Source organism: Nitratidesulfovibrio sp. SRB-5, from assembly GCF_019931275.1.
In the GTDB taxonomy this organism is placed as follows: Bacteria; Desulfobacterota; Desulfovibrionia; order Desulfovibrionales; family Desulfovibrionaceae; genus Cupidesulfovibrio.
Genome location: NZ_JAIOTY010000001.1, coordinates 1,498,863 through 1,515,551, shown reverse-complemented (window position 1 = coordinate 1,515,551; position 16,689 = coordinate 1,498,863). Strand labels below are relative to the sequence as shown.

General features: G+C 67.2%; 11 protein-coding genes. 8 read left to right on the top strand and 3 right to left on the bottom strand.

The window, feature by feature from the left end:
• Positions 1 to 523 precede the first annotated feature (523 nt).
• Positions 524 to 919, bottom strand: a complete 396-nt coding sequence (locus K6142_RS06170; RefSeq protein WP_190243878.1) for a flagellar protein FlaG — start codon at positions 917 to 919, stop codon at positions 524 to 526.
• A gap of 302 nt (positions 920 to 1,221) precedes the next feature.
• On the opposite strand from K6142_RS06170, the gene K6142_RS06165 reads away from it, so the two are divergent.
• Complete coding sequence (locus K6142_RS06165; RefSeq protein ID WP_012611395.1) at positions 1,222 to 2,118, top strand: flagellin; 897 nt, start codon at positions 1,222 to 1,224, stop codon at positions 2,116 to 2,118.
• 100 nt (positions 2,119 to 2,218) lie between these two features.
• Here the strand turns inward: K6142_RS06165 and rnc are convergent, their stop codons facing one another.
• Entirely contained in the window at positions 2,219 to 2,911 is a 693-nt protein-coding gene (rnc, locus tag K6142_RS06160; RefSeq protein WP_012611394.1) for a ribonuclease III, read from the bottom strand.
• Positions 2,912 to 3,515: 604 nt separating this feature from the next.
• On the opposite strand from rnc, the gene K6142_RS06155 reads away from it, so the two are divergent.
• From K6142_RS06155 to K6142_RS06135, 5 genes are all read left to right on the top strand, one after another.
• Positions 3,516 to 4,580 carry a phosphotransacetylase family protein gene (locus K6142_RS06155; protein WP_012611393.1) on the top strand — a complete coding sequence of 355 codons (1,065 nt, stop codon included), beginning with the start codon at positions 3,516 to 3,518 and terminating at the stop codon, positions 4,578 to 4,580.
• Between the two features lie 82 nt (positions 4,581 to 4,662).
• A complete protein-coding gene (locus tag K6142_RS06150) occupies positions 4,663 to 5,880 on the top strand; it encodes an MFS transporter (RefSeq protein ID WP_190243879.1) in 1,218 nt (405 codons plus the stop codon).
• An 87-nt stretch (positions 5,881 to 5,967) separates the two neighbouring features.
• Positions 5,968 to 6,336, top strand: a complete 369-nt coding sequence (locus K6142_RS06145; RefSeq protein ID WP_012611391.1) for a hypothetical protein — start codon at positions 5,968 to 5,970, stop codon at positions 6,334 to 6,336.
• Positions 6,337 to 6,580: 244 nt separating this feature from the next.
• Positions 6,581 to 9,262, top strand: a complete 2,682-nt coding sequence (locus tag K6142_RS06140) for a TIGR03960 family B12-binding radical SAM protein (RefSeq protein WP_190243880.1) — start codon at positions 6,581 to 6,583, stop codon at positions 9,260 to 9,262.
• A 222-nt stretch (positions 9,263 to 9,484) separates the two neighbouring features.
• Positions 9,485 to 9,757 carry a hypothetical protein gene (locus tag K6142_RS06135; RefSeq protein ID WP_190243881.1) on the top strand — a complete coding sequence of 91 codons (273 nt, stop codon included), beginning with the start codon at positions 9,485 to 9,487 and terminating at the stop codon, positions 9,755 to 9,757.
• A 328-nt stretch (positions 9,758 to 10,085) separates the two neighbouring features.
• On the opposite strand, the gene K6142_RS06130 is transcribed toward K6142_RS06135, so the two are convergent.
• Entirely contained in the window at positions 10,086 to 12,104 is a 2,019-nt protein-coding gene (locus tag K6142_RS06130; protein ID WP_190243882.1) for an STAS domain-containing protein, read from the bottom strand.
• A gap of 474 nt (positions 12,105 to 12,578) precedes the next feature.
• On the opposite strand from K6142_RS06130, the gene K6142_RS06125 reads away from it, so the two are divergent.
• Together K6142_RS06125 and K6142_RS06120 are read left to right on the top strand one after the other, a co-directional pair.
• Positions 12,579 to 15,347, top strand: a complete 2,769-nt coding sequence (locus K6142_RS06125) for a M16 family metallopeptidase (RefSeq protein ID WP_223290238.1) — start codon at positions 12,579 to 12,581, stop codon at positions 15,345 to 15,347.
• Positions 15,348 to 15,944: 597 nt separating this feature from the next.
• Positions 15,945 to 16,595 carry a LysE family translocator gene (locus K6142_RS06120; protein WP_190243884.1) on the top strand — a complete coding sequence of 217 codons (651 nt, stop codon included), beginning with the start codon at positions 15,945 to 15,947 and terminating at the stop codon, positions 16,593 to 16,595.
• Positions 16,596 to 16,689 lie beyond the last annotated feature (94 nt).

Sequence of the window (16,689 nt, the reverse complement as noted above, 5' to 3'; positions counted from 1 at the left end):
TTCATACGGCGGACACGGCGCGTGTGGGGCTCCGGGGCGCACCCGCGGGTCAGAGGCGGGAGAGGCGGGGAGAGGCAGGCGGCAGACACACGACCGTGTCGGCGCAAACGGCAGACAACGCGCGGAAAAGAGGCAATGCGGCACCGGGAGGGGACGCGAGGCGGAAACCACGTTGCCTGCGCGAACAAACAGCATCGGAAAACGCACATATCCGCACGGCGCCTGCACCGTCCCAAAGGGGCGTGCGCCACTGCGGCCTTCGCGGGCACGACAGTCAGCGGGCCGGGTCGTGGCGTCCGACCGCAACCCGTCGCCCGCCACCGGGCACCGGTCCCCGACCATGGGGGCGCGCACGCTCCGCCCGGCTGGTTCAGCCAGACCGGCCAACCTGTAGGCAAGGCCGGGCGAGAACCGCAGGCCGTGCGGGCCGCGTGTTGTCACGCGCCCCGAGCGGCAAGCGCACTACCGCAACATGCCGGACAACCGGATATGGGGGGCGGTGGGCAAAACCCGCCGCCCCTCCCTAGAATTGCCGGTTGAGCAGCCCGCCGAGGGTCATGCCCCCGTCCTTGCCCACGCGCAGCACACCTTCGGGCGGTATGCGCATGAGCACCTTGTTGCTGTTCTTTTCGGACACCTCGACCTGCACCACACCCTGATCGCTCACGATCTCGAACTTCAGCGCGGCGCCCTTGGCTTCAAGGGTGCGCGAAAGGTCGTTCAGCGTGCTTTCAAGCTGCTGCATGTCCACGTTGCCCGCTTCCGCGGATCGTTCGTCCCCGGTCGGCTGCCATTCCGCAAGAGATGGAGGAGTAGCGGATGAGAATGCGGCGGCCAGGCCGCGTGCCGGGGGGCGCTTGATATCCGATCCCGCGGAAGAACCTGCCGTTACCGCCTGGATTTCGTCCAGCAGCATCATGGTTCCTCCTCGAGGCGACATTGCCTCCCCCGGAAACATCGTCTCACACCACTTATCGGCGGATTGCGGTGCCGGATTAGGGGTGCGGCCCGGCCTTGGCGCAAGGGATGCAAAAAATTCCCCCATCCCGCCCCCGCGCCGCGCAGTACCCCGCAGGCCCTGGGAAAATTTTGGCATGGGTGCGTCGGCAACCGGGCGCAAGGTATCTAGAGTTTTGCTAACACTTTACCTTTCTTTGCAAAAAATACGTTGGCACCAACATTGCTTAATGCAGGCCAGACAACCCGAAGGAGGTTCACCACATGTCTTTGGTCATCAATCACAACATGATGGCGCTGAACGCCTCTCGTAACTTGAACGAGAGCTACGGTCGCCTGGCAACGTCCACCCGCCGCCTTTCCTCGGGTCTGCGCGTGGGCACTGCGGCCGACGACGCCGCAGGCCTCGCCATTCGAGAACTGATGCGGGCCGATATTTCCACCATGCGTCAGGGCGTCCGCAACGCCAACGACGCCATCTCGATGATCCAGACCGCCGACGGCGCGTTGCAGATCATCGACGAAAAGCTCATCCGCATGAAGGAACTGGCCGAACAGGCGGCCACGGGTACCTACAACTCGGACCAGCGTCTGATGATCGAATCCGAATATCAGGCCATGGCCTCGGAAATCACCCGTATCGCCAACGCCACGGACTTCAACGGCATCCACCTGCTGGACGGTACCCTTTCGGGTACGCACGACGGGTCGGGGCTGCGGCAGACCGGCGAGCTGAAGATCCACTTCGGCACCGGCAACGATTCGAACGAGGACTACTACTACATCAAGATCGGCGGGGCCACGGCGTCGCAGCTGGGCATCGGCAACGCGTCCGCCTCGGGCGCGGCGGCCGGGGGCTACACCATCTCCACCCAGTCGGCCGCCCAGAACGCCCTGACCGCCCTTGACCAGGCGATCATCTCCAAGGACAAGATCCGCGCGGCGCTCGGCGCCCTGCAGAACCGCCTGGAGAACACCATCAGCAACCTCACCATCCAGGCGGAAAACCTGCAGTCTTCCGAGTCGCGCATTTCCGACGTGGATGTGGCCGAGGAAATGACCGAGTTCGTGCGCAACCAGATTCTCACGCAGTCCGCAGTGGCCATGCTTTCGCAGGCCAACTCGCTGCCGCAGATGGCCATGAAGCTCATCGGCGGCTAGCCGACCGCAATCACGGCGTAACGCCGCGCATCAGTTGGCGAAGGTTGACCAAAGACAACAGGACCGGGAAGGAACGGCCTTCCCGGTCATTGTCTCCATCTCAGCCGTCGCTGCGTGACTCGAGGTTTTTCAGCGCCAGACCGGCCGCCATCTGTTCGGCCCTTTTGACGCTGGGGCCGATGGCCGTGAACACGGTGCCGTCCGGCAGCGTCAGTCGCACCTCGAAGCGCTTTTCGTGCTCCGGCCCGCTGCTGCCCATCAGGGCGTATACCGGCCGCTCACGGAACAGGCTTTGCGTCAGCTCCTGCAAACGGCTCTTGTAGTCCTTGCTGCGCTTGCCGTCGGCATCGCAGGGCCAGCGCGCGGCCAGCACATGGCGCACCACGGCCCGCGCCCGCTCGTACCCTCCGTCCAGAAACACCGCCCCCAGCATGGCTTCCAGCGCGTCCGACAGCAGGGAACTGCGTTCGCGCCCTCCCTGGCTTTCCTCGCCCCTGCCAAGCCGCAGGTACAGTTCCAGTTGCAGGTCGCGCGCAAGCTCTGCCAGCGCCGGTTTGCTGACAAGGCGCGCCCGCATGCGGGTCAGGTCGCCCTCGCGGGCGCCGGGAAAGCGGGCGAACAGTTCTTCCGACACGCACAGCTCAAGCACGGCATCGCCCAGGAATTCCAGGCGTTCGTTGTGCTCCACGTGCTCCTGCTGCTCGTTGGCCCACGAACTGTGGGTCATGGCCGTGGCCAGCAGGCCCGCGTCGTTGAAGGCGTAATGAATGTCGCTTTGCAGCTTTTCGAACATGGGTCGATGGTCGCTCCTTCTGGGTGCCACCCGGCAGCTTTTGCCGCCCGGACGCCCCGGTCATGGCCGGGAACGATACCGGCACCGCCACCATTGTGCAAGGCCGCCCGTGCCGCGCATGCCGCCCGCCCCTACTCGTCAATTTTCCGGCGCTGTCTGGACCGCCGTTCAGGCAGCCGGTCCTGTCCGCCACCTGTCCTGACGGCACCAGTCCTGGCGGCACCAGTCCTGACGCCCCTCCCCGATCCGTCCGCCTGATCCGGCAGCCCGATCCGCCCCCCTGCCTGTCTCCCGGCACGCCCCGCCATTACGCCATCACGGCTTCCGCCTGCCAAAGGCATTCCCCTCCCGTCCACGCAGCCGCCCGCACGGACACCGGCTGAGCGAGCGAACAGCCACGAAATTGCAGTTGTCCCTTGATTTTCGGCTGTTATTCGGGGCAGAATCAATCAAGCACACGGCATCCCGCACCGGCCCCGGATGACAGACGGAAACAGCCGGACACCCCGACGCCAGTCCGACAGCCAGGCGGCCAGCCAGGCCGGATCGACAGGCGGGCGAACGGGCGCGGGCATGCGCGCGGATCCAGCAACAGGAGGCTGCTATGGCGGCGGGCATCTACGTGGGTTCCACGGCAGGGTATTCCGGCAAGAACATGGTGATCATGGGCCTTGGCCTGCGCATGCAGAAGGACGGCTACAACGTGGGCTACATGAAGCCCGTGGGCGCCATGCCGCAGGAACGCGGCGGCGTGCTGGGCGACGAGGACGCCTTCTTCGTGCAGGACGTGCTGGGGCTGGACGAACCCTCCAACCTGGTCACTCCGGTGCTGGTCACCCAGGATTTCAAGGTGCGGGCCTTCAGCGGCCAATGCGAAGACTACATGCCCGGCATCGTCGATGCCTACCGCCAGCTTGCCAGCCGCCACGACGTGATGGTGGTGGCCGGTTCCGGCAGCATGTATTCGGGCCGTTACTGCAACGTGGACGGCATCCGCGTGGTCAAGGAGCTGGGCCTGAAGGCCATCATCATCGACCGCCTGCACAAGGAACTGAACTACGACTACCTGGTGGTGCTCAAGGATACCCTGGGCGACAATCTGGCAGGCGTGGTGCTGAACGACATCCCCGCCAACTTCATGAACGAGGTGGAGGGGCTGATCAAGCCGTTCCTGGAGCGCAACGGCGTGCGCGTGGTGGGCGTCATCCCCAAGGACCCGCTGATGGGGGCCATCAAGGTGGGCGACCTGGCCGAACGGCTGGGGGGCAAGGTCATCTCGGCCCAGAACAAGTCCGACAAGGTGGTGGAAAACTTCCTCATCGGCACCATGCAGGTCGAAAACTTCATGACCCACTTCCGCAAGAACAAGAACTCCGCCGTCATCGTGGGGGGCGACCGGTCCGACGTGCAACTGGTGGCGCTGGAAGGCAACTGCCCGTGCCTGGTGCTGACCGGCAACCTGTACCCCAACGACATCATCCTTACCCGGTCGGAAGTGCTGAACATTCCCATCGTGGTGGTGCGCGACGACACGTACACCGTGGCCAAGAAGATGGAAGTCATCCTTTCGCGCCACAAGCTGCGCGACGTGATCAAGATCAGGCAGGGCGCGCAACTCGTCAGCTCCTCCATCGACTTCGCCTACGTCAAGGAAGCGGCAGGCCTGTAAGGCCGCCCGACGCAACGCGAGACGTACGGGGGGGCGCCTGCCCCCCCGTTTCTTTTGCGGCCACCCCCTACCGGACACAACCATGACCGCCGACACCACCCCGCCCGCTGCGCCGTCCGCCATGCAGGCGGACACCGCACCCGCCTTTGCCGCCGCCCTGCCGTGGGTGGGGCTGGTGGGCCTGCTGTTCTTCGTCAATTACGGTTCGCGGGCCATGCTTGCCCCGCTGCTGCTTTCCATAGAGGCGGACCTGGGGCTGGACCACGCCCAGGCCACCCGACTGCTGTTCCTGATGGCCTGCGGCTTCACCGCCAGCCTTGCGGCCAGCGCCTTCCTGCTCAGCCGGGTGACGCCCCGGCGCATGGCGGCCTTTTCGTGCATGGCCACCGGCGCGGTGCTCATGGGCATGGCCGTCGTGCGCGACCACGCCACGGCGCGCTACATGTTCGTGCTCATGGGGCTGGCGGCGGGGCTGTACTTTCCGGCGGGCATGGCCACGCTGGGCACCCTGGCCCGCCAGCGCGACTGGGGCAAGGCCGTGTCCATCCACGAACTGGGGCCCAACCTCAGCTTCGTGGCCGTGCCACTACTGGCCGAGGCGGGGTTGCGCGTCACAGACTGGCGGGGCGTGCTGCTGGCCGTGGGCGTGGCCAGCCTGCTGACGGGCATCGTGTTCGCATGGGTGGGGCGCGGCGGGCGCACCCTGGCGGAACCGCCCTCCGTACGCGGGTTCACCGGGGTGCTGCGCTCGCCCCTGACGTGGCTGTTCGCGTGGCTGCTGGCCGTGGGCGTGGCCGGGGAGTACGCCGTGTTCAGCGTGCTGCCCCTGCACCTTGTGGACGGCATGGGCCTTGCGCCCTCCACGGCCAACGGCCTGCTGGCGGCATCGCGCGTGATCACGCCCTTTGCCGCGCTGGCCGGGGGCTGGGTGGCCGACCGCATGGGCGCGCGCCGCACCATCGCCGCGTGCCTCGCGCTGACCGGCATCGCCCTGCTGGCCATGGCCGTGCCGTCCGCCACCGTGGTCATGGCGGGCATGACCGTGCAGGGCGCCATGACCGCGTTCATCTTTCCCGCCATCTTCAAGGAACTGGCCCGCTGCTGGCCCGCCGGGTACCAGCCCACGGTGCTGTGCATCGCCACGCCCGCCTCGTCGCTGCTGGGCACGGGCGCGGCCCCGGCCCTGCTGGGGCTGGTGGGCCAGACCCTGGGCTTCGGGACCGGGTTTGCCCTGCTGGGGCTGCTGGCGCTGGTCTCCATCATCCCCCTGCGGCTGCTGCCGCCGGAAGCGGGCCGATGACGCCGCCGCAACGGCGCACCGTTGCTTGACAGCGCCAGTTCCAGCCCCTACCTATGCCGGGAACCAACCACCAAGGAGACACCCCCGATGGCCTACGATATCAGACTGGTGAAGCTCGTGAACGGCGAACTGGTGCTCGGCAAGTTCGACGAAGCCTCCAACTCGCTCAAGGACGTGGCCGCGTTGCAGACCGTGCCCACCCAGCAGGGCGTGCAGATGATGCTGCTGCCGTACGGCTATCCCTTCGAGCAGGGCTTTGACGGCGTCATCAGCCGCGTCCACGTCATCTACGAATACAAGGCCTGCCCCGAGGAACTGAAGACCAAGTACCTCGAAGCCACGTCCAACCTCACGCTGTCCACCGGCGGCCTTGGCGGCGGGCTGGGCAACCTGAACCTGGCCAAGGGCCCGGCGGGTGGCAAGATCACCGGCATTTCCGACCTGCTGAAGAAGTAGGTCCGGCCCCGCCAGCACGTTCGCGCCGGACGCCCGACCGCCTCACGGGGTGCCGCGCGGGCATCAGGTCGGGGGTGTGTACCGGTCCGGCATGTTTCAGGGGGCGGCGTTGCCGCCCCCTTTTCATGTCGCCTTCAGGCCGTTTCCCCCTGTCTTCTTGCCGCGTGTCTGCTTGTCCGCCTTTCCGCCTTCATGACCGGCGGCGCACCCGCCCCGCCCGCACCCTTCATCCCCATCAGGAACCATGCGCGAACTTCTGCCCCTGCTGCCCAAGCCCAGCCGCTACATCGGCATCGAGGAAGGTACCGTCCACAAGACGCCCGACGCCTCCACCCTGCGCGTGGCGCTGGCATTTCCCGACATGTACGAGGTGGGCATGTCCTACCTTGGGCAGAAGATCCTGTACGCCATCCTGAACGAGCGGCCCGACGTGTGGGCCGAGCGGGTGTTCACGCCTTGCCGCGATGCGGGCGCGGTACTGCGCGAGCGCGGCGTGCCGCTGGCCACGCTGGAATCGGACACCCCGCTGGCGGCCACCCACCTTGTGGGGTTCAGCATCACGCACGAGCTATGCTATTCCAACGTGCTGTACATGCTTGACCTTGCAGGCATTCCCCTGCGCGCGGCGGAACGCGCCACGGCCGATTCGCTCACCGCGTGGCCGGTGGTCATGGCTGGCGGCGGCTGCACCCTGGCGGCGGAACCGCTGGCCCCGTTCATGGACCTGATGGTGCTGGGCGAAGGCGAAGAGGTGATGGCCGAACTGGTGGACCTGCTGACCGCCGCCCGCGCCGCCGGGCACTCCCGGTCCCGCTTTCTGGACGACGCCCGGCGCATTCCCGGCGTGTATGTGCCGGAGTTCTTCGAAGGCTCCGTGCCGCCGGATACGGCCCGCAACGTGCCGGGCACCCCGCCGCGCCCCCTGCTCCTGCCCTCGCCAGCACCCACGTCGGCACCCTCGTCAGTCAATGACACGGGCTACACCCGCGTGGCCCGGCGCGTGGTGGCCGACATGGACACCGCCCGCTACCCGGCCAGCCAGACCGTGCCCTTCGGCGCGGTGCACAACCGGCTGGCGCTGGAAATAGGCCGGGGCTGCACGCGCGGCTGCCGGTTCTGCCAGGCGGGCATCATCTATCGCCCGGCGCGCGAACGCTCCACGGACAACCTTCATGCGTTGCTTGAAGAATGCCTGAGCCAGACCGGCTACGACGACGTGTCCTTCCTTTCCCTGAGCACGGGCGACTTTTCCGCGCTCAAGCAGCTGTTCCTGTCCACGGTGGACCGCTGCGCCCAGGAGCAGGTGGCGGTTTCGCTGCCGTCCCTGCGGGTGGGGTCCATCGACGACGAGATCATGCGCCGCATGGCGGGCATCCGCCGCACCGGGGCCACCCTGGCGCCCGAGGCGGGCAGCCAGCGCCTGCGCGACGTGATCAACAAGGGCGTCACCGAGGAAGGACTGCTGCTGCACGTGCAGAAGCTGTTCGAGCACGGCTGGCAGCAGGTGAAGCTGTATTTCATGATCGGCCTGCCCACCGAAACGCGCGAGGACCTCGACGCCATCGTGGACCTGTGCCGCAAGGTGCGCGACGCCGCCGGTCCGGGCATCCGCCGCCTGCAGGTGACCGCGGCCATCTCGCCCTTCGTGCCCAAGCCGCACACCCCGTTCCAATGGGAACGTCAACTGTCACATGAAGAAATCCGCGAGCGCATCGGCTACCTGCTTTCGCGCTTCAAGGGCGAGAAATGCCTGAAGATGCGCTGGCACGAAGCCTCCATGAGCGCGCTGGAGGGCATCTTTTCGCGCGGGGACAGGCGGCTGGCCGACGTGGTGGAAAGCGCCTACCGCAAGGGCGCCATTTTCAGCAGCTGGATCGAAGGTTTCGATCTTGCCCCGTGGTTGGACGCCATGGCCGAACACGGCCTTGCCGCCTCGGACTACACCCGCGAGCGCGGCGAGGACGAACCGCTGCCCTGGGACCACCTGGATTCCGGGGCCAGCCGCGAATTCCTGCTGCGCGAACGCCACCGCGCGCTGGACATGAAGCTGACGGGCGACTGCCGCTACGGCGCCTGCCACCTGTGCGGGGTGTGCGACACCAAGTCGTCCCCGTCCCGTCTGGACAAGTTGCCCGGCGTCACCGCCTACGCTAACCGCACCAACCTGCCCCAGCGCGACCAGCAGGCCCACCAGCCCACCCTGGACGAGCATGGCCGGGTGCGCATGCCGGAAAAGACGGACAAGCCGCCGCAGATTTCGGACGAACTGGCCCTGAAGGCAGGCCACTACCGCATCTGGTACACCAAGGAAGACATGGCGGTGTTCCTCAGCCAGCTTGAACTGCAATCGCTGTTCGAGCGCGCCCTGCGCCGGGCCGGGCTGCCCCCGGCGTTCTCGCGCGGGTTCCATCCCCTGCCGCTGCTCTCGTTTGGCCGGGCCCTGCCCGTGGGCGTGGCCAGCCGGGCGGAATGGCTGGCCGTGTACCTGCGCGAATACCGTACTGCCGACGAGGTGCGCCGCGCCCTGGATGGCGGCCTGCCGCGCGGCATGCGGGTGACCTTTGTGGAGGAACTGCCCGTGGGACGCAACACCGCGCCGCAGCCCGCCGGAGAAACCTTCGAACTGCGCTACGGCGCGGGTGATGATCGCCGCGCCACGTTCATGCAAGCCTGGCGCGACTTTGCCGCCGCGCCCGCGCTGGAATGGACGCGCGAAACTAAGAAGGGCCCGCGCACCACCGACATCCGCCCCCTGTTCCGGTCCATCGAGGTGCGCGACGACGGCAGTGTGCTGCTGGACATGGACTGGACCGAACTGTACGTGTCGCCACTCTCGCTGGCCCGCGCCGTGACCCCGCAAGCCGAAATCCACGAGGTGCATCTGCTCAAGATGTCCCAGCGCTTTGACGGGGTGGCGCGCGCATAACCCGCAGCAAGATTGCATGCCTTGCAGGGCTGCCTCCATCAGGGGGCGGCCCTGTTTCTTTTGGAAAACCGTTTCCAGCGACATTCGATCGGAAATGTCGATCATAAACCCTGTATCAACGGACGTCGGAAAGATTCTGGTTGACCCGCATGAGAGATGATTGCCAACGCCTGAAGCAGCACTATCATTATCTCAGGCGGGCACAACCGCCGGGAGGCTACCATGAACATCACCGCCACCATCCTCTCGGACAAGATCCGCGAGATTCATCCGGCGCTGGACAGGCACGGGATTGCCCTGCATGTCAGCTTCGACGACGGCAAGGACGCCTGGATCATTCGCCTGCACAAGAACGGCAACGAATTGTGGACGCACATCAACGCTGCCGATGCCGCCAGGTGTCTGGATGGCATCGAATGCGTGCACCTGGGCGTGCAGGTCGGCCAGTTCATCAACTATTACTGTGACGGCCCCGTGGCTGCCTGCGCGGCCTGACGGCCCGGCCAGCCGACGCCATGGGGCAGTCTGTCCGTCCGATAAACGATAGTTCCCCCTGCCGCTGCACGGATATCCGCGCGCTCTCCGTTTCGCCTTCTTCCGCACTCTGCCAGGTTCCCATCCGGCCCCTTCCGGGCTCCTTCCGGCTGTCATCTGCGCTCCGCCTGTCACGCCCAAGCGTCCCTTCCTGATGCCCAGCCGCACCACGCGGCGGCGCGAGGCGCTGCTGCGCACTGTTCCACGCCACGAAAAAACGGCGCGTTCCCCCAAGGGAGCGCGCCGTTTCGCAGTGCATGACGGAATGCGGAAGGCAGTGCCGTCGGGGCTACACCCCCTCGGCCAGCAACAATTTTTCCAGCCCCACGCGGCGGATGCCCGGAACGTCCAGCCCGGTGCGGCGGGCCGCCTCGGCCACGGCTTCGGACACCAGCCCGGTGGCCGCCAGGTCCACCCCGCGAGCCCGCGCGGTGACGGCAGCCGATTGCAGCAGTTGCACCAGGGTCAGGTCCGCCGCGGTGACCCCGGACAGATCAATGCGCACCGTCGCAAAGCTCCCCAGCACGTCCAGCAGCGCCTCGCGCAGGTCAGCCCCGCGTTCGATGGTCACCTCGCCGGACAGCACCAGCACGCCCTTTGCGCCGCCCAGGGATGAAGGATCCCCATCGGCGGCGCGCACGGTAAACCCGGCCACGGTGCGGCTGGCGGCCCCGGCGGAAAGATCAAGGGCCACGCCGTTGGCAGGCCGCTCGGCCAGTACGGCATCCAGGTACGAAAGGTCGGGGGCGTCGCCGCTGTCGGCAAACAGGTCGGCATCGGGATCGGCATCGGGATCGGCGGCGGCGGCAAAGGCGAGGGACTCTGCGGAAGCAGCCTCGTCCGCCATGCGCGCCCCCATGCTTACCTCAACGCCGGGATGCCCGGCTTCGAGCCGCCCCGACGAAACGCCCTCCGGCCCGGATCGATCGAAAATCTCGCCTGTCTCTGGCCCGCCATCGGCATCGGCGAACAGATCGGCGTCGACGTCATCAGCTGCAACGCCCATCGCCGCACCGTCCGCAGTCGCATCATCCCCCACCATGCCGCCGATCAGCGAGGCCAAGGCACGCCGCGAGGGGTCGTTGTCGCCTTCTCCGTCCCCGTCATCGTCAAGGGTCAGGGCGTCCATGCCGGCGGCAAGTTCCGCCTCCAGTTCCGCCAGCCTGCGTTCCTCGGCATCGGGGTCCACCACCGTACCGGAAAACCTGCTTTCGTCGTCCGTGCCGTTGCTCATGGTATCCTCCCGCAGTTTCCGCATGGCCGTATCATACTGGCGCATCAGTTCGTCGATGCTGTCGGCGTCGGGGGTCTTGTGCGCGGCCATCACCGCCATGGTGGCGCTGCGCTCCGGCGCGCGCTGCCAGCCCGGCTCGCCGCGCCGCACCCCTTCCACGTCGATGGGGTGCACTCTGGCCGATTCCACCTGAAATACCGTGTTCACAAGGTCCGGTTCCAGGATCGACGCGTACAGCACATGCAGTCCGCAACCGCGCATTCCCGGCTCCGCGCCGTCCGGCCCGGGCACGAAACGCGCGTCAAGCACCAGACCGCTCTTGCGCAGGAAGGCCAGCAGCCCCAGCGGGCTCAGGTCCTTGCGCAACAGATCGTCGGAACCGCCAAACTCCACCACGTACAGGTGCAGCCCGTCGCGCCGTGCGCGCAATACGTCGATGCCGTGCAGGTCGAACAGGCAATGCCCGTCGGGATTGCAGATCGGCAGCAACTCGTGCGCGGGCACCCGCAGCGACTCGGGCAGCGCCTCGTCCAGCAGGGCCACCAGGCGCAACAGCGCCTGTCCGGCGGGCGAATCTTCCTGATCCGGCACGTAGGGATCGCCGGAAACGCACACCGCCGAATACGGCCCGGCGACAGGGGTGACAGGCGTGACAGGGGTGACAGGGGCGACCTCGGCAATCTGGGCGACCTGGCCAATCTGGGCACCACCGACTACATCGGGGGGAGAATCCTCGGCGGGGTCACCGGCGCCTTCCTCCGTCTCCACAACGCCGGAAAGCTCGGCCAGCGACCGCATGCACCCTTCCAGCGCGGATACGACAGGCGCGGAAAGCGGCAATGATCCGTCGCGCGCCAGTTCGAAGGCCGCCTCAAGCAGGCGGGCCATGCGGCAGGCGCCCCCCAGCCCCAGCAGGCCCGCCGAGCCCCGCAGGCCGTGCACAAGGCGCGACAGACGTCCCAGCAGTTCCGGGTCGGTCCGTTCTCCGGCCACTTCCAGTTCCAGCAGGTGCACGTCGGCCTCGGCCAGCACGTTGCCCACGTCGTTGCGATATTGCTTGAGAAGTCGTTGCATTGCCTTGTGGTCTGTACGCCTGCCAGCGTACCGGAAACATGATTATGCGGAACGTCGGTCCAGATTGCGCCGGGCGGGGCAGCATCGGGCAGGCCGCGCCGATGCTTTTTCCGCAGGGCTGCGGCGTGCGGACATGCCGCCCGCAAGCGCCCTTTCGCGCGGCTTTCCCCCGCGGAAAGTAGCAACAAAGCGCCGTTTTGTCTTCCGCCGCCACCTTGCCTTGCGCCGGGAAACGATTACATGTACCTGTCGGCCCCGCCATGCAAGGCCCGCGCACGCGGCCTTGTTCGCGGCGTCGGCAGACCGACGCCCCCGGCCCGCGGCCATGCCCTGCCCTGCAAGGGCCGCGCCGCACGTTTTCCGGCCATCACCGGCCGCCGGTACGACACAGCGCACGCCGCCCCGCGCGGCGCATCGGAGACATTCGCAATGCGCACCATTCTCACCCTGTTTCTTCTCCTCGGAGCCCTGACGATGCCGACCGCAGCAACGGCCGCCACTCCCGCAGCCCCGGCCCCGCAGCTGACCCGCCTTTCCAACGGCCTGACGGTGCTCATCCAGCCGGACGAGCGTTTTCCGCTGGCCTCGCTGCGCCTGTACGTGCACGCCGGCTCCACCTACGAAACCCCGCGCGAGGCAGGCATAAGCCACGTGCTGGAGCACATGGTTTTCAAGGGCACGGAAAACCGCCCCAAGGGCGCCGTGGCCCGCGACGTGGAGCGCGCGGGCGGCTACCTGAACGCCGCCACCAGCTTCGACTATACCGTGTACCTTACCGACATGCCCGCCGCGCAATGGAAGCTGGGCATGGAGGTGCTGAAGGACATGGCCTTCCACCCCACGCTGGACCCCGCCGAGCTTGAATCCGAAAAGGACGTCATCCTGGCCGAACTGCAACGCGGCGAGGACAGCCCCGACAACCGGCTGTTCCAGCACATGCAGGCCCTGACCCTGAACGGCACGCCCTACGCATCGCCCATCATCGGCCTGCGCGAGACCATCAAGTCGTTCACGGCGGATGACATCCGCGACTACATCCGCAGGCACTACCAGCCGCAGTCCATGCTGCTGGCCGTGGTGGGCAACGTGAACCCGGCGGAGGCGCTGGCCGAGGCGCAGCGCCTGTTCGGCGACCTGAAGAACGACGCCTCGGTCACCCCGCCCGCGCCCATCGACGCGGAAAAACTGCTGGCCCAGCCGCTGACCCTCATCGACGGCGGAAAGGCCGACGGTGGCAAGGCTGCCGCCCCCGCATCGGCCAAATCCGACAAGGCCGCCAAGCCCGCCAAAACGGAAAAGGCCGCCAAGCCCGCCACTGGCGCGGCCCCCGCGCCTGCGTCGCCGGTGCCTACGGTCAAGATCGAACCCGGCCCGTGGAACAAGGTGTACCTGGGCATTTCCTTCCCGGCGCCCGGCTTCGGCGACGTGCAGTCGCCCCAGCTCGACGTGCTGGCCCACCTGCTGGGCGGCGACCGCACCTCGCTGCTGTACCGCACCTACAAGTACGAGAAGCAGCTGGTGGATTCCATCTCCCTGTCCAACTACAGCTTCGAGCGCGTGGGCATGCTGTACCTGACGGCAGAACTGGACGCCGACAAGCTGGACGCCTTCTGGACCGCCCTGACGGCGGACCTGGCTTCGCTGTCCGCCAGCCGCTTCACGGCAGAGGACATCGAGCGCGCCAAGCTGAACCTCGAGGACGACATGTTCCGGGCCAAGGAAACCCTGCCCGGCCTTGCCTCCAAGCTTGGCTATTTCCAGTTCTTCACCGGCCTGCAGGGTGAAACCAACTACCTGCGCGGCCTGCACGACGTCACCCCCGCCACCCTGCAAGACCTGATCAGCCGCTGGCTGCGGCCCGAACGGCTTTCCGTGGTGGCCCTGACGCCGGAAAAATCGCAGACGCCCGACCTTGCCGCCACGCTGGCCAAGACCTGGCCCGCCCCGGCCCGCGCCGGGTCCGACGCCGCATCCGCCGCCGTGGCCGACAAGACCGAGGTCATCGACCTTGGCAAGGGCCGCACGCTCATCCTCATGCCGGACGCCACCCTGCCCTACACGGCGGTGGACATGGTGTTCAGCGGCGGCAACGCGCTGCTGCCCGAAAGCAAGCAGGGCTTGGCATCGCTGGTCGCCAGCGCGCTGGTAAAGGGCACCCTGCCCACGCCGCAGGCCGCCGGGGCGAAAGCCGCCGGCATCGCGGACGGGCTGGACGCCCCGTCCATGGAAGCCTACCAGTCCGACCGCGCCGCCAGCCTGGGCGCATCCGCCGGGCGGCAGACCTTCAGCCTGGCGCTACGACAGCCTTCGCGCTTCAATGACGACATGTTCGCCCTGCTGGGCCAAGTGCTGACCGCGCCCGCCTTTGCCGACGCGGAAGTGGCGCGCGAACGGGTGAACCAGGTGGCCGCCATCAAGGCGCGCGAGGACCAGCCCATGGGTCTGGCCTTCCGCCATCTGACGCCCTTCCTGTTCCCCGGGCACACGTACGGTTACTATCATCTGGGCATGCCCGAGGCGGTGCAGCAGTTCGGCGTGGCCGACGTGCGCGGCTTCTGGGCGCAGCAGGTTCGCCAGCCGTGGGTGATGGCCGTGTGCGGCCAGTACGACCGCGAGGCGGTCATCCGCCACGCCAAGGAACTGCCCGCGCCCGACGCCAAGCCCGCCAGCCTGTCCGCGCCCGACTGGAACAAGGACAAGGGGCTGGACCTGCACCTGCCGGGCCGCAACCAGGCCCACCTGATGCTGGTATTCCCCACCGCGCCGCTGAAAAGCGACGACACCCCCGGCCTTGAGCTGATGCAGGCCATCCTGTCCGGCCAGAGCGGCCTGCTGTTCCGCGACCTGCGCGACGAGCAGGGCCTTGGCTACACCGTCACCGCCATGAACTGGCAGTCGGAAAAGGCCGGGTTCATGATCTTCTACATCGGCACCGAGCCGGGCAAGCTGGAACAGGCCACGCAGGGCTTCAAGGACGTCATCGCCCGCCTGCACGCCGACCGCCTGCCCGACGACGAACTGCGGCGCGGCAAGAACCAGCTGGAAGGCGACTACTACCGCGAACACCAGCGCCTTGGCAGCCGCAGCTCCGAGGCGGCGGTGCTGACATCGCAGGGGTACCCGCTGGCCTTCAACAAGCAGGTGGTGGACAAGGCGGCCAAGCTGGACGCCGAGGCACTGCGCGCGCTGGCCCGCAAGTATCTGAAGGTGGAGGGGGCGTACACGGTCCGCGTGCTGCCCTAGCCTGTATCGCGCAGGGGTCCTTTTGCCCTGCGCAGGGAATACAGCGCCCTCAGCAAAATGCCATTCCCGCGCCGGGGCATCCGCATGGATGTCCCGGCGCTTTCGTATCCGCAGGAGGCGCTGTCCAAGGCTGCTCTTCCTTTTTTTAGCCTTGCTTCCTTATACTCCGCGCAGGTCTTCCGGCGCGGATGGCTGTGCGGGGACGATGCAAGGAATTACGAGTTTTTTCGCCGGGCAAGGCGGATGGCTTTTTTTGAGCGGAGATCGGCAGCCGTTAGGTGAGCGCGTAGCGCGAACCTTACGGATGGCGAAAGCAGCGCTGTACTTATGTACGTGAGCATCAAAAAAAGACAGTCAACGCAGCCCGGCGGAAAAAGGCGGCAGCCGTTATGAGAGTGCGCAGCACGATCATTACGGATGGCGACCGCAGCGCGCGGATTCCGACAGCAGCGTCCCCGCTCACTACCAAGCCTCTGCCGCTCGCACCTGCCGCGCCCCCCCTGCCGCCCGGCTCTGCCGTGTTCCAGCCCCCGCCCAACGCTTTCCCTTTGCCCCCGCGCCCTGTACAACGGCGCGACACACTCACCGGAGCATTCCATGGAATTCGCGACCCTGGCCGCCATGAGCACCTATGCCATCGCCATGAGCGTCACCCCCGGCCCCAACAACACCATGGTCATGTCGTCGGGCCTCACCTTCGGCTTCTGGCGCACCATGCCCCACCTGATGGGCATCTCGCTGGGCTTTCCGCTGATGATCATTTCCGTGGGCCTCGGCATGGACCGGATTTTCGCCGCCGTGCCGCAACTGCACGACTGGCTGCGCTGGGTGGGGTCCGCCTATCTGCTGTGGCTGTCGTGGCGCATCGCCACCGCCGCGCCGCCCACGCCGGGCGAGGCCGCGAAAGGCCGCAACGCCGCGCGCCCCATGACCTTCATCGAAGGGGCGCTGTTCCAGTGGGTGAACCCCAAGGCGTGGCTGGCCGCCGTGGCCGGGGTGACCACTTACGTTTCCGGGCATGGCGGGTCGGAATCGCCCCTTGCCGCCAACGTGCTTGGCCTGCACGGCGTATCCCCTGAACTGCTGGCGCTTACGGCAGTGTTCGCGGTGATGGCCTTCCCGTCCGTGGCCATCTGGTGCGCGGGCGGCACGGCCCTGCGCGGGCTGCTGCATTCCCCGGTGGCGGTGCGCTGGTGCAACGCGGTGATGGGCGCGCTGCTGGCGATTTCTGTATTTTCCTTGTTCTAAGCCACGGCTGACGGGCGGGATGTGCCCCCGCCGCATCCCCCGGCTCGCTTGGCACGTGCCCCGGTTGCTCTCGGCCCCATGCCTACGCCGAGCA